Below are 13,798 nucleotides of genomic sequence, written 5' to 3'. Positions count from 1 at the left end.
CCTCACTTCGCCGGCGCGGTCGTGGCCGCGCGGGCAAGATTGGTTTCATATTGCGTCTTACCGGAGAGATACTGCTTCGGCCAGGGGATCGATGTCAGCCCGATCTTGGCGGCTTCATGCAGCGGCCAGGCGGGATCGGCCAGATGTGGGCGGGCAACGGCGCAGAGATCGGCGCGGCCGGCAGCAATGATCGAGTTGGCGTGGTCTGCTTCCGAAATCGCGCCGACGGCAATGGTGGGGATGCCGATCTCGTTGCGGATCTTGTCGGAGAACGGCGTCTGGAACAGGCGGCCGTAAACCGGCTTTTCCTCTTTCGACACCTGACCGGACGAGCAATCGATCAGATCGGCGCCGGCCTCCTTGAACATGCGCGCGAAGATGGCAGCATCTTCCGGCGTGTTGCCGCCATCGGTCCAGTCATGGCACGACAGGCGGATGGAGATTGGCTTGTCTGCCGGCCAGATCGCGCGCATCGCCCTGAAGATTTCGAGGGGATAGCGGGCGCGGTTTTCGTGGCTGCCGCCATACTCGTCGTCGCGCAGATTGGTGATCGGCGACAGGAAGCTCGACAGCAGATAGCCGTGGGCGCAATGCAGTTCCAGCCAGTCCGCGCCGGTCTCGATCGCCAGCTCGGTCGAGCGGATGAAATCGGCCTTGACGCGATCCATATCGGCGCGGTCCATGGCCTTCGGCACCTGGCTATTCCTAAGGTAGGGGATTGCGGACGCCGAAATCAGCGGCCATTCACCTTCCGCCAGCGGCTGGTCGATCCCTTCCCAGGCAAGCTTCGTTGCACCCTTGCGTCCGGCATGGCCGATCTGGATACCAACCTTGGCGGCGCTGCTGGTATGGACGAAATCGACAAGTCGCTTCCATTGCCTGGCCTGTTCTTCGTTCCAGAGGCCGAGGCAGCCGGGGGTGATGCGCGCATCCGGGGTGACGCAGGTCATCTCCGCGAAGATCAGGCCAGCACCACCAAGGGCGCGCGAGCCGAGATGAACGATGTGGAAATCGTTCATGACGCCGTCTGCAGCCGAATACATCGCCATCGGCGAGACGACGATGCGGTTGATGAGCTGGACATCGCGCAGGCGATAGGGCGTGAACATTGGCGGCAGGCAACGGTCATTGCCAACGGCAAGCCCGGATTTGTCCGCGAACCAGCGCTCGAAACCTTCGAGCCAGTCCTTGTCGCGGAGCCTCAGATTTTCATGGCTGATGCGCTGCGAGCGGGTGAGCATCGAATACATGAATTGCGGCGGCTCAAGCGTGTCGGCATAGCGGCGTCCCACGACCTCAAACCATTCCATCGCGTTGCGGGCGGCATTCTGGATGCGGGCGACGTCGACGCGGCGGATTTCCTCGTAGGTTTCGAGAACGGCCGGTATCTTGTCCTTGTCGTGTCCGTGGATCTGGAACTGCCGGGTCAGCTCGATGGCATCGTCGATGGCGAGTTTTGTACCGGAGCCGATGGCGAAATGCGCGGTGTGGGCGGCATCGCCCATCAGCACGACGTGGGAATTGCCGTTGAAATGGCTCCACTTGCCGCAGATCAGCCGATTGAAATTCAGCCAGGCGGATCCGCGGATATGGCGCGCATTCGTCATCAGCGATGCGCCGTCGAGCACTTCGGAAAACAGGTTTTCGCAGAAGGCGATGGAGCCATCCTGATCCATCTTGTCGAGGCCGTGGGCGAGATAGGCTTCCTCGGTGGTCTCGACGATGAAGGTCGAAGTCTTGTCGTCGAACTTGTAGATATGCGACTGGAACCAGCCGTGCTCGGTCCGCCGGAAATCGAAGGTGAAGGCGTCGAACAGCTTGTCGGTTCCAAGCCAGATATAGCGGTTCGGCCGGGTGATCATATCCGGCTGGAAGACCTCCGGATAATGATTGCGGATGCGGGAATTGAGGCCGTCCGAACCGATGACGAGATCGGCGTCGGGATAATCGAGATCGGAATTGACGTCGGTCTCGAAGATCAGTTCGACATCGAGGGCCTCGCAGCGCTTCTGCAGGATATTCAGCAGCTTCTTGCGGCCGATGCCAACGAAACCATGGCCTGACGTGCGCTGACGCGTGCCCTTGAACAGGACTTCAATATCATCCCAATGATTGAACGCGTCTTCGATCTCGGCTGCGCTCTCGGGGTCCCATTGGCGCATCGATATCATGGTGGCATCGGAGAAAACGACGCCCCAGCCGAAGGTGTCATAGGGGCGGTTGCGTTCGACGACGCGGATAGAATGTTCGGGATGCAGCTTCTTCATCAGAAGCGCGAAGTAGAGGCCAGCCGGGCCGCCGCCGATACAGACGATGCGCATCGCTTATCCCTCCTCTTGCGGTCGAAGGCCGCGTCGAAATCATTTAAGTTTAAAATATCTCGTCGTGGCCATTCGTCAAGGCTTGTCTTGCCGGAATCTGCGGTCCGCCGAGGGCCACAATAGCTGAAAATTCTCAAATTGCCTTTTTAAATCAAGGCGAAGTCAAAAATATTTTAGGCTTAAAATTTCTTGCTTGAACATTTCGATCTTCGGTGCGATCTTTTTTGTCATGAGACACGGGCTGCAGGGGAAAGCGGCCGTCGTGGTGAGTTGATCGAGAAGAATGCGGGAGCAAGGCAATGCTGGGACCGACCGGTCACACCGATACATTCACACGAGACAATCTGCCGCCCTTCGGCGAGTGGCCCGAGCTGCTGATGGATGGTTTCGACTATCCGGAATGGCTGAATGCCGGCTTCGAGCTTAGCGACCGAATGGTCGAGAAAGGCTTCGGCGATCATGTGGCGTTGATCGGCAATGGCCGCCGCCGCACTTATAAGGAGTTGGCGGACTGGACGAACCGCATTGCCCATGCGCTGGTCGAGAACTTTGGCGTGAAGCCCGGCAACCGCGTCCTCATCCGCTCCGGCAATAATCCGGCGATGATTGCATGCTGGCTCGCCGTGACGAAGGTTGGCGCCGTCGCTGTTAATACCATGCCGATGCTGCGGGCGGGGGAGCTTTCCAAGGTCATCGACAAGGCGGAAATCTCGCTTGCGCTTTGCGATACCAGGCTTTTGGAGGAGTTGGTCGCTGCTGCCAAGGACAGCCGCTTCCTGAAGCAGGTGATCGGCTTTGACGGCACCGCCAATCACGATGCCGAACTCGACCGCATCGCCCTCAACAAGCCGGTTCGTTTCGAAGCGGTGAAAACCGGGCGCGACGATGTGGCTCTGCTTGGTTTCACGTCGGGATCGACGGGTGTGCCTAAGGCCACGATGCATTTTCATCGCGATATCCTGATCATCGCCGATGCCTATGCCAAGGAAGTGCTGCAGGTCACGCCTGACGACGTCTTCATCGGCTCGCCACCGATCGCCTTCACCTTCGGCCTTGGCGGTCTGGTCGTCTTCCCGTTGCGCTTTGGGGCGTCGACGGCCCTGCTCGAAAATGCCTCGCCGAAGAACATGGTCGAGATCATTCAGGAATATGGCGCGACGATCAGCTTCACCGCACCAACAGCCTATCGCGCCATGCTGGCCGCGATGGAGGAGGGGGCGGATCTCTCCTCGCTGCGCATTGCCGTCTCCGCTGGCGAGACGCTGCCCGGGCCAATCTTCGAGGAATGGACCCGCAAGACCGGCAAGCCGATCCTCGATGGCATCGGCTCGACCGAGCTGCTGCATATCTTCATTTCCAATCGTCTTTCTGATGCCAAGCCGAACTGCACCGGCAAACCGCTGAGCGGTTATCAAGCGCGCGTCGTCGATGACGAAATGAACGAGGTGCCGCGCGGCACGATCGGCAAGCTGGTGGTTCGCGGGCCGATCGGCTGCCGCTATCTCGCCGACCACAGGCAGGCCGACTATGTCCGCGATGGCTGGAACCTGACGGGAGACAGCTTCATCGAGGACGAGGAGGGCTATTTCCATTTCGCCGCCCGTTCCGACGACATCATTCTTTCCGCCGGCTACAATATTGCCGGGCCGGAGGTGGAGGCTGCACTTCTGTCACATGCCGATGTGCTCGAATGCGCCGTGATCGGCAAGCCGGACGAGGATCGTGGCCATATCGTTCAGGCGCATGTGGTGCTGGCGGCCGGCGTTGCCGGCTCGGATCTGCTGGTCAAGACGCTGCAGGAGCACGTCAAGGCCGTCATCGCTCCCTATAAATATCCCCGTTCCATCGTCTTCGTCGAGGCTTTGCCGAAGACGGAATCGGGCAAGATCCAGCGCTTCCGCTTGAAGTAACGCAAGCAGCCTTTTCAGGCTGCGTCTTCTTGCTCCGCATCGCGGCCGAGCCAGCTCGGGTCGATTTCCGGTAGCGGAATGGCGTCGAGCAGCATGCGCGTATAGGCGGAGGCGGGTGCCGCGAAGACGCGTTCGCAATCGCCTTCCTCTTCCACACGGCCGTGGCGCATCACATAGACACGGTCGCAGATGGCGCGGATGACGGAGAGGTCATGGCTGATGAAGGCCATGGACAGGCCGAGGTCGCGCGAAAGCTCCTTCAGCAGATTGAGCACTTGCGCCTGCGTCGATACGTCGAGGCCGGAGACGATCTCGTCGGCGAGCACGAAATCCGGCTCCAGCAAGGCGGCGCGGGCAATGCCGATGCGCTGGCGCTGGCCGCCGGAAAGCTCGTGCGGATTTCGGTCGAGGCATGCTTGCGGCAGTGTCACACGCTCAAGGATGGCAGCGACGCGTCGTTCAGCGTCCTTCCAGTCCGAAGCCAGTTTATGCAGGAGCAGCGGCTCCACCAGGATGTGGCGGATCGTATGGCGCGGGTTAAGCGAGGCCATCGGGTCCTGAAAGATCATTTGCATGCGCCGGCGCAGTGGCCGCATCTCGCTGTCAGGCAGCCGCGTGATGTCTCTGCCGTCGAAATGGATTGAGCCGGATGAGACGTCGACCAGCCGCAACAGGGCACGGCCGAGCGTCGTCTTGCCCGAGCCGCTTTCGCCGACGATGCCGACGGTCTCTCCACGACGGATGTCGATGTTGACGCCGTGCAGCACCTTGATGCCATGGCCCGGCGGTCCGAAAAGATGCCGCTTGGCGCCATAGGTGACCTCGATGCCTCTAGCAGACAAGAGATTATCATTACCGCTCATCGGCCGCCCTCCGGAATGCCGATCTCGCGGCGCAATTGTTCGAAGACGGCTTGCGGCACTGGCGTCAGTCCTGCATCGGGCCGGTCGTAACGCGGGCCGGCGAATAGCAGCGATTTCGTGTAGATGTGCTGCGGGCGCGCAAGCACGTCGCCGGTCTTGCCCTGTTCGATGACCTTGCCGGCGTAGAGCAGGGTGACGCTGTCGCAGATCTGGGCGACGACGCCGAGATCATGGGTGACGAAGATGACGGCGGTGCCATGTGCCTCCTGCAGGCCGCGGATCAGCCGCAGGATCTGCTTCTGCACGGTGACGTCGAGTGCCGTGGTCGGCTCGTCGGCGACGACCAGTTTCGGCTCCAGCGCGAAGGCGGCGGCAATCAGGATACGCTGGCGCATGCCGCCTGATAATTCATGGGGATAGGCGTGCAGCACGCGTTCGGGATCGCGGATATGCACTTCTTCGAGCAACTTCAGTGCGCGCTGCCGGGCGTCGCGCCATGACATGCCCCGCTTCAGCCGCAGGCCGTCGGTCAGCTGTGCCTCGATGCGGCGGCCGGGATTGAGCGCCGTCTGCGGGTCCTGCGGGATCAGCGAGATGTCGCTGCCCATGATATCTCGCAATTCCCTGGCGGGGAGGGTGAGCAGGTCGCGGCGCTCGAAGAGTATGGAGCCGCCGGTGATGCGGACGCCGCGCGGCAGGATGCCGAGCAGGGCCTTGGCGATGGTCGATTTGCCGGCGCCGCTTTCGCCGACAAGGCCACGTACCTCGCCGCGCTCCAGCGTGACGGAGACATCGCGCAGGATCGGCGTGCCGCCATCGCGGTCGGACACGGCACTCAGGCCTGTTATGGAGAGAAGCGTAGATGTCATCGGCGCATCACCGGATCGAGGGCGCGGCGCAGGCCGTCGCCGAGCTGATTGAAGGCAAGCACCGTTGCGAAGAGCGCAATCAGCGGCACGAGCAGCACCCACCATCCTTCATAGATGATCTGCCGCCCCTCGGCGATCATGCCGCCCCAGGTCGGCGTGTCCGACGCGACAGAGAGGCCGACAAAGGACAGGATGGCCTCGACGATGACGGCGATGCCCATCTCCAGGCTGACGAGCGCGATCAGCACCGGCATGACATTGGGCAGGATTTCGCTGAAGAGGATCCTTGCCCGCGAAAAGCCGATCGTATGGGCGGCGGTCACATAATCCATATGCGCCTGCGCCTGGGTTTCGGAGCGTACGACACGACAGAAGCGGGTCCAGTCGATGATGACGATGGCGGCGATCACCGAATGCACGCCGGAGCCGAAGACGGCGACCAGCAGGATCGACAGCAGCACCGGCGGGAAGGCCATCCAGATATCGACAAGCCGGGAGATCACCTTGTCGATCCAGCCGCCGTACCAGCCGGCGAGAAGGCCGAGCAGCGTGCCGATGAAGGCAGCAAGCCCGGCCGCGACGAAGGCGACGGTCAAGGCGATGCGTGTGCCGAAGATGACGCGGGACAGCACGTCACGGCCGAGATCGTCCGTTCCCAGCAGGAAGCCTGAATCGGAGCCCTCGACCCAGGCCGGCGGTAGGGTGCCGGACATGAGGTCCTGCTCCAATGGGTCTTTTGGCGCGATGTAAGGCGCGAAGATAGCCAGGATGAGGAGGATCAGGATGAAGCCGCCGCCGAAGATGACCTTCGGTTCGGAAAGCAACGCCCGAAGGCGTTTCGCCGCCCTCGAGGGTGTTTTTGGCATGGCGGGCGAGATGACGTCAGCCATGGGCGAGCCTCGGATTGAAGGCCGCGACCAGCAGGTCGACGGCCAGATTGACGAGGATGAAGAGCGCGCCGAAAACCAAGACGAGCCCCTGGATCAGCGGCAGGTCGCGATTGATGACCGCATCGATCGCCATGTTGCCGATGCCGGGATAGGCGAAGATGCGTTCGACGATGACAGTGCCGCCGATCAAGAAGGTGAATTGCACGCCGGTGAGCGCGATGGTCGGGCCGACGGCGTTGCGCAGTGCTTCCTGCAGCACCAGCCGCAGGTCGGACATGCCCTTCAGTTTGGCGAGCAGAATGTAATCTTGCACCATGGCTTCCGAGAGTGCGGCTTTCAGCACGCGGGCGATGATGGCCGCGAGCGGCAGGCCGAGCGCCAGCACCGGCATGACCATATGAGCGCAGATATCGGCGAAGATTGCGAAGCGGAGGGTGAGCAGGCTTTCGAGGAGATAGAAGGGAGTGACGAACTGCACGTCTGTGCTTGGGTCGATGCGGCCGGAGAGCGGGAAGAGTGGAAACAGCACGCCGAGGACGAGCACCAACGCCAGCGCCCAGACGAAATCCGGGACGGCAAGGAAGAGGCCGTTTACGCTGTCGATGATAGGTTCGAAGATCGTGCGGCGGGCGAGTGTGCCGATGATGGCGATGGCGCCGCCGAGGAGAACCGCGAGCACGAGGGCGGCAAAGGCGAGTTCCAGCGTCGCCGGCAGGCGTTCTCCCAAGAGCGACAGCACGTTGCGCTTCAGCGAGATCGAGGTGCCGAAATCACCTACCAGTACCGATTTCAGCCAGATTGCGAACTGGGTGGTCAGGCTTGCATCGAGGCCGTAATGAGCGCGGAGTGCGGTGATATCGGCGGGGCTTGCGCCGGGCGAGATCATCATGGCGATGGGATCGCCCGGCACGACCCGCAGCAGCACGAAGACGATCAGCGCCACGCCGAAGAGCGTGATGGCGGCCATGATCAGACGATTGAGAATGGAGACTGCTATCATTCGTTATGAATTCCAATCGCACGGCTGGTGGCAAATGGAGAGTACAGGCCCCTCATCCGGCCCATCGGCCACCTTCTCCCCGTCTTGACGGGGAGAAGGGGACAGAAGCACTTACAGCCTCCCTTCCCGTCGCCTTCTTAGGCGAGGGCACAGAGGTCGTTCCCTCTCCCCGCAAGCGGGGAGAGGGCTAGGGTGAGGGGCAAGGCCACACAGTCAAAGCTAGAGGTATCAACCCTTCGACACCAGCGTCGGCTGCAGCGCGCCGGATACGTTCGGCGTCACTTTCAGGCTCGATTTATAGACGATCGGCTGAACATATTGCAGCAGCGGGATCACATAGCCTTGTTCGGCGATGTATTTGATCGCAGCCTTCCAGCCGGCAATGCGCTTGGCCTCGTCTTTTTCCACCCAGAGCGGACCGAGCATGTCGTCGACATCCTTGGTCTTCCAGGCGGAATGGGGCGAGGGGCCGAACATGGCGAAGCCCGTCGAGGTTGTCGGGTCGCCGATGGCGTTGCCCCAATTATAGAAGGCGGCGGGGCCGAGCTTGTGGGCGGCGCGCAGCTCGTAATGCTTGGCGATTTCGTAGACTTCGATTTCAGCCTCGATGCCGACCTTGCGCCACATGCCGACGATCGCCTGGATCATCTCATAGTCCTTCGGCTTGAAGCCGCGGGTGGTCTTGATGCCGAACTTGACCGGCTTTTCAGGCGAATAGCCGCTGGCGGCCAGGAGCTTCTTTGCCTGTTCCGGATCATAGGGGATTTTGACCCACGCGTCGTAGGCTTCGTACTCAGGCGCTTCCAGCGTCGACAGCGGCTTGCCATAGCCGCGCAGCAGACGCTTGATGATCGCTTCCTTGTCGATCGCCATATTGGCGGCGAGACGCACATTCTTGTCGAGCATCGGGTCGACATTGCTGATGAAGATCATGCCGATATCGGAGATCGGCGTGGCAACGCCTGCAAGGCCGGACTTCTTTTTCAGCCGGTCAAAATCCTCATAGGGGATTTCCAGCGTCACGTCCGACGATCCGGATTCGATCTCGGCCACACGGCTTGTCGTGTCGGGCACGAATTTGAAAATGACCGTGTCGAAGGCCGGCTTGCCGCCGAAATAATTCGGGTTCGCTTTCAGGCGCAGATAGGAATTGCCCTCATAGGCGTCGACCATATAGGGGCCGGTGCCGACAGGCTTCTTCTCAAAACCTTCGGCGCCCACTTTGGTATAGTAATCCTTCGGCAGGACGTAGCCGGTGAGGAAGGCCATCCATTTGAAGAAGGTCGGCTCGAAGCGAACGACATCGCCGGTGATGCGGTTGCCTTCCACCTTGTAATTATTGGCGGTCGACCAGATGAACTGGATCGGGTTGCCGGTCTCCTGCTTGGCGGCGCGTTCCAGCGACCAGACGACGTCGTCCGGCGTGAATTTCGAACCATCATGCCAGGTCACGCCTTCGCGGACGTCCATCCAGACCTCGGTCTTGTCGTCGTTCCAGCCCCAGGCGGTCAGAAGGCCCGGCTGGAATTTCAGGTCCGGGCCTTGGCCGATGAACTGATCGAAGACCGAGCGATAAATCGCCTGGATCGACGGATTGACCGCCGACGGTCCCGTGGTCGGGTCGAAGGAAGGCAGGTTGACGTTGAAGGCGATGGTCAGCGTGCCGGCTTCGGCAGCTTCCACATGCGTCCTGCCCGCCAGAATCCCAGTCAAGAATGCAGCTGCGCCGAGGCTCAGGGCCTCGCGCCGAGTAAGCTTAGTCATGGTCACTCCGTTCCCCTGTTAAGCGGCAGAAAAGCATGACGCTCCACCTGTCGCTGGCGATTTATTATCGGAATGTTTTAATCCTAAAATAAGTATTTCGGAGCGGCAAGCGCTTTCTCTGGACGTTCGGCAAAATCGCGATCCTCGTTTCCCAGCGTGTCCTGCAATGCGCATATATTTTATGCATTTGCATATATAGACATAGTTTGCGATGATTTCTTGGGACCTTCTTATCGGAGGAAGGCGGCTTGCTTCCCGTCCGTGAACGCGAATCCGTTTCGCGATAGCGCATATTTGCTCGTTGACAGCCTGCGGAAGTTCAAAATATGATTTTGCAAATGATTTAGAAGAAGCCCATAGGGCAAAGGGGTAACGTTATGGCCGAGCGGTCTTTTGCGCGCGAGGTCGAGGATCTGAAGCTCGGGGAAGGTGATATCTTCCAGGGCGAGGGTATTCTCGCGATCACCAAGGCACTCCTGCAGTCGGGCGTTTCCTATGTCGGCGGCTATCAGGGCTCGCCAATTTCCCATCTCATGGACGTGCTCGCCGACGCCAAGGACGTGATGGAGGATCTGGGCGTCCATTTCGAGACATCGGCCTCTGAGGCGGCGGCTGCCGCAATGCTGTCCGCCTCCGTCATGTATCCGGTGCGCGGCGCCGTCACCTGGAAATCGACGGCGGGCACGAATGTCGCCTCCGATGCGCTTTCCAACCTTTCTTCGGGTGGCGTCACCGGCGGTGCGCTGATCATCATCGGCGAGGATTACGGCGAAGGCTCCTCGATCATGCAGGAGCGCAGCCATGCCTATGCGATGAAATCGCAGATGTGGCTGCTCAACCCGCGCCCGAACCTGCCGTCGATCGTGAAGGCGGTCGAAGAAGGTTTCGAGCTGTCGGAGGCCTCCAATACGCCTGTCATGCTGCAGGTCGGCATCCGCAGCTGTCATGTCCACGGCCAGTTCGTCGCCAAGGACAATAAGCGGCCGGACTACACACTGAAGCAGGCGCTCGAAAATCCGATCCGCGACGTCAACCGCATCGTGCTGCCGCCTGCCTCCTTCCTGCATGAGAAGGAGAAGCTGGAGAAGCGCTGGCCGGCGGCCGTCGAGTTCATCAAGCAGCGTCAGCTCAACGAATATTTTGGCCCGTCCGAAGGCGAGGTCGGCATCATCCTGCTGGGCGGCGCCTACAATGGCGTCATGCGCGCGCTGCAGCAACTTGGCCTTGCCGATGTCTACGGCAATTCGGCCGTGCCGCTCTATGTTTTGAACGTTGCCTATCCGCTGATCGATGATCAGATGGCCGAGTTCTGCGCCAACAAGAAAGCCGTGCTGCTGGTCGAGGAGGGCGCGCCCGAATATATCGAGCAGTCGCTGAACACGATCCTGCGCCGCCGCGATATCCAGACCAAGGTCGCGGGCAAGGATGTCCTGCCGATGGGTGGGGAATATACCGCGCCAGTGCTGATGAAGGGCATCAAGAACTTCCTCGAGATGCATCAGCGCGTGTTGCTCGGCAACCAGCCACCGCTGCCGGATCCGACGCCCGTTCTCAACGATCCGAAGATCAAGGCGCTCGCCGAAGTCGTGCCGCCACGCCCGCCGGGCTTCTGCATTGGCTGTCCCGAGCGGCCGATTTTCGCGGCGATGAAGATGGTCGAGGGCGAGCTCGGTCAACACCACATCTCCGGCGATATCGGCTGTCACCTGTTCTCGATCCTGCCGCCGTTCAATCTGGGCAGCACGACCATGGGCTACGGGCTTGGCCCGGCTGCCGCCTCGGCCTTCAATGTCGCCGCCGACAAGCGCGCAATCTCGGTCATGGGTGATGGCGGCTTCTGGCACAATGGTCTGGCGACCTCGGTCGGCAATGCCGTTTTCAACAAGCAGGATGGCGTCATCCTCGTCGTCGATAATTTTTATTCGGCCGCGACCGGCGGTCAGGACATCCCGTCCTCGCGCGCGCTGAATCCGCGCCGCAAGACCAACAATTCCATCGTCAATGCGGTGAAAGGCATCGGTGCCACCTGGGTCCGCCAGATTGACCGCACCTATGATGTCGCCAAGATGCGCGACACGCTGCGCGAGGCGCTGACGTCGAAGGAGCCGGGGCCGAAGATCATCGTCGCTTCCTCGGAATGCATGCTGAACAAGCAGCGCCGCGTGAAGCCGCTATTTGCCAAGGCTGTGAAAGACGGCAAGCGCATGGTCAAGGAGCGTTTCGGTGTCGACGAAGACGTCTGCACCGGCGATCACGCCTGCATCCGGCTTTCGGGCTGTCCTTCGCTGTCGGTCAAGCACACCGATGATCCGTTGAAGGACGATCCGGTGGCGGCGATCGACAATAATTGCGTCGGCTGCGGCAATTGCGGCGAGGTTTCGGAGGCTGCGGTGCTCTGTCCGTCCTTCTACCGAGCAGATATCATTCACAACCCGACGGATTGGGACCGCTTCGTCGCCCGCCTGCGGTCCCGCGTCATCGGCTGGCTGCAGGCGCGCCGCCGCGCCAGCCGCATCGTCTTTTCGGATTGAGAGGGCGATATGAACGAGCATGTGAGCATGAGTGATCTCGGCGCAAACAGACTTTCCACGGACAAGCCGCTGTCGCTTGCCGTTCTCGCCATGGGCGGGCAGGGCGGCGGCGTGCTTGCCGACTGGATCGTCGGTCTGGCCGAGGCCGAGGGGTGGATGGCGCAGACGACGTCGGTGCCCGGCGTGGCGCAGCGAACGGGCGCGACGATCTATTATATCGAAATGCTGCCGGCGAAGGACGGTCACGCGCCGATCTTTTCGCTGATGCCGACGCCGGGTGATGTCGATGTCGTCATGGCGGCGGAGCTGATGGAGGCGGGCCGCTCCGTGCTGCGTGGCCTGGTCACGCCTGATAAGACCGTGTTGATCGCCTCGACGCATCGCTCTTTCGCGGTGGGCGAAAAGGAAAAGCCGGGCGATGGCATCGGCAATCCCGAAGTGGTGGTCGAGGCGACAGATTTTGCCGCCAAACGCACCATTGCCTTCGATATGGAAACGATGGCCGTCAAAAATGGCAGCGTGATTTCAGCCTCGATGTTCGGCGCGCTGGCCGGCTCCGGTGCCTTGCCGTTCGGTAAGCCCGCTTTTGAGGCGATGATCCGCGCCGGCGGCAAGGGCATCGAGCCTAGCCTCAAGGCTTTTAATGCCGCCTTTGATCGGGTCAAGAACAAGCCGCGCGATGCGGTTTCTGCGACGCCGCCGAAGCATTTCGATGTTCTGCCGGAGACGGCCGGCCACCCATCGCTGGACCGGCTGGTCAATCGTATCCGTGCCGAATTTCCGGAAGCGGCTCACCCACTGCTGTTTGCCGGCGCCAAGCGGCTGACCGACTATCAGGACCCTGCTTACGCGGACGAGTATTTGACCCGCGTGGCTGCTCTTTATGCGCTTGATCGCAAGGCCGGCGGCGCGGACAAGGATTTTGCCTTCACCGTGCAGGCGGCGAAATATGTTGCCGTTGCCATGGCCTATGACGATGTCATCCGCGTTGCCGATCTGAAGGTGCGTGGATCGCGCTTCGAGCGCGTGCGCAAGGAGGTGGGCGCCAAGGACGATCAGATCGTCTACATGACCGAATACATGCATCCGCGCATGGAGGAAGTCTGCGGCACCATGCCGAAGGCTTTGGGTCTGTGGATCGAGAACCGGCCGAAGCTCTTCGATCGTCTCGATCGCATGGTCAACAAGGGCCGTCGCGTCAAGACTGGCACGCTTTTCTGGTTCCTCAGCCTCTATATGGTTTCAGCGTTGCGCCGTACACGCCGCGGCACGCTGCGCCACTTGCGCGAGGTCGAACATCGTGAGGCGTGGCTGTTAGCTGCGGCTAACCTGCTAACGGTGAACTACGACCTGGCCGTCGAGGTGCTGAACAATCGCCGCCTCGTCAAAGGCTACTCCGATACGCATGCGCGCGGTCTGTCGAAATTCGACCGCGTGATGTCGGCGTTACCTCTGCTGCGCGACCGCGAAGATGGAGCTGCGTGGATGAAGCGGCTGCGACAGGCGGCGCTGCTGGATGAAAACGGGGTTGCTCTCGACGGAGCACTGAAGACCGTGGAGACGTTGTAAGCGCCGGATATCGCCCACGTAAGCAGCGCGCAAGGCGAAAAACTGCCGAAGAAATCATTGGGAAGTCGGGCCTTTTCAATC

Annotated in this window: 9 protein-coding genes; 3 read left to right on the top strand and 6 right to left on the bottom strand. The window is 61.0% G+C overall.

Annotation, left to right across the window (positions count from 1 at the left end; genetic code table 11):
* Positions 1-2 precede the first annotated feature (2 nt).
* Entirely contained in the window at positions 3-2,321 is a 2,319-nt protein-coding gene (locus tag ACQZ6F_RS10835) for a bifunctional salicylyl-CoA 5-hydroxylase/oxidoreductase (protein WP_449091829.1), read from the bottom strand.
* Between the two features lie 299 nt (positions 2,322-2,620).
* Here ACQZ6F_RS10835 and ACQZ6F_RS10830 point away from each other — a divergent pair, with 299 nt between their 5' ends.
* On the top strand, positions 2,621-4,231 hold the full coding sequence (locus ACQZ6F_RS10830) for an AMP-binding protein (RefSeq protein ID WP_449091830.1): 1,611 nt from the start codon (positions 2,621-2,623) through the stop codon (positions 4,229-4,231).
* Between the two features lie 14 nt (positions 4,232-4,245).
* On the opposite strand, the gene ACQZ6F_RS10825 is transcribed toward ACQZ6F_RS10830, so the two are convergent.
* From ACQZ6F_RS10825 to ACQZ6F_RS10805, 5 genes are all read right to left on the bottom strand, one after another.
* On the bottom strand, positions 4,246-5,094 hold the full coding sequence (locus ACQZ6F_RS10825) for an ATP-binding cassette domain-containing protein (RefSeq protein WP_449091831.1): 849 nt from the start codon (positions 5,092-5,094) through the stop codon (positions 4,246-4,248).
* Entirely contained in the window at positions 5,091-5,963 is an 873-nt protein-coding gene (locus tag ACQZ6F_RS10820; RefSeq protein ID WP_449091832.1) for an ABC transporter ATP-binding protein, read from the bottom strand. The genes ACQZ6F_RS10825 and ACQZ6F_RS10820 overlap by 4 nt, the downstream gene beginning before the upstream one ends.
* Positions 5,960-6,853, bottom strand: coding sequence for an ABC transporter permease (locus tag ACQZ6F_RS10815; RefSeq protein WP_449091833.1), 894 nt, complete (start codon positions 6,851-6,853; stop codon positions 5,960-5,962). The genes ACQZ6F_RS10820 and ACQZ6F_RS10815 overlap by 4 nt, the downstream gene beginning before the upstream one ends.
* Entirely contained in the window at positions 6,846-7,853 is a 1,008-nt protein-coding gene (locus tag ACQZ6F_RS10810; RefSeq protein WP_449091834.1) for an ABC transporter permease, read from the bottom strand. Before ACQZ6F_RS10810 ends, ACQZ6F_RS10815 begins: the two co-directional genes overlap by 8 nt.
* A 228-nt stretch (positions 7,854-8,081) precedes the next feature.
* Positions 8,082-9,617 (bottom strand): ABC transporter substrate-binding protein, encoded by a 1,536-nt coding sequence (locus ACQZ6F_RS10805; RefSeq protein ID WP_449091835.1) that lies wholly within the window; start codon positions 9,615-9,617, stop codon positions 8,082-8,084.
* Positions 9,618-9,994: 377 nt separating this feature from the next.
* Here ACQZ6F_RS10805 and ACQZ6F_RS10800 point away from each other — a divergent pair, with 377 nt between their 5' ends.
* A complete protein-coding gene (locus ACQZ6F_RS10800; RefSeq protein ID WP_449091836.1) occupies positions 9,995-12,148 on the top strand; it encodes a thiamine pyrophosphate-dependent enzyme in 2,154 nt (717 codons plus the stop codon).
* Positions 12,149-12,157: 9 nt separating this feature from the next.
* On the top strand, positions 12,158-13,717 hold the full coding sequence (locus tag ACQZ6F_RS10795) for an indolepyruvate oxidoreductase subunit beta family protein (RefSeq protein WP_449091837.1): 1,560 nt from the start codon (positions 12,158-12,160) through the stop codon (positions 13,715-13,717).
* Positions 13,718-13,798 lie beyond the last annotated feature (81 nt).

Source organism: Rhizobium sp. A22-96 (assembly GCF_053521805.1).
Note: the sequence above shows the minus strand (reverse complement) of the source record. Positions and strands in the feature narration are given on the sequence as shown.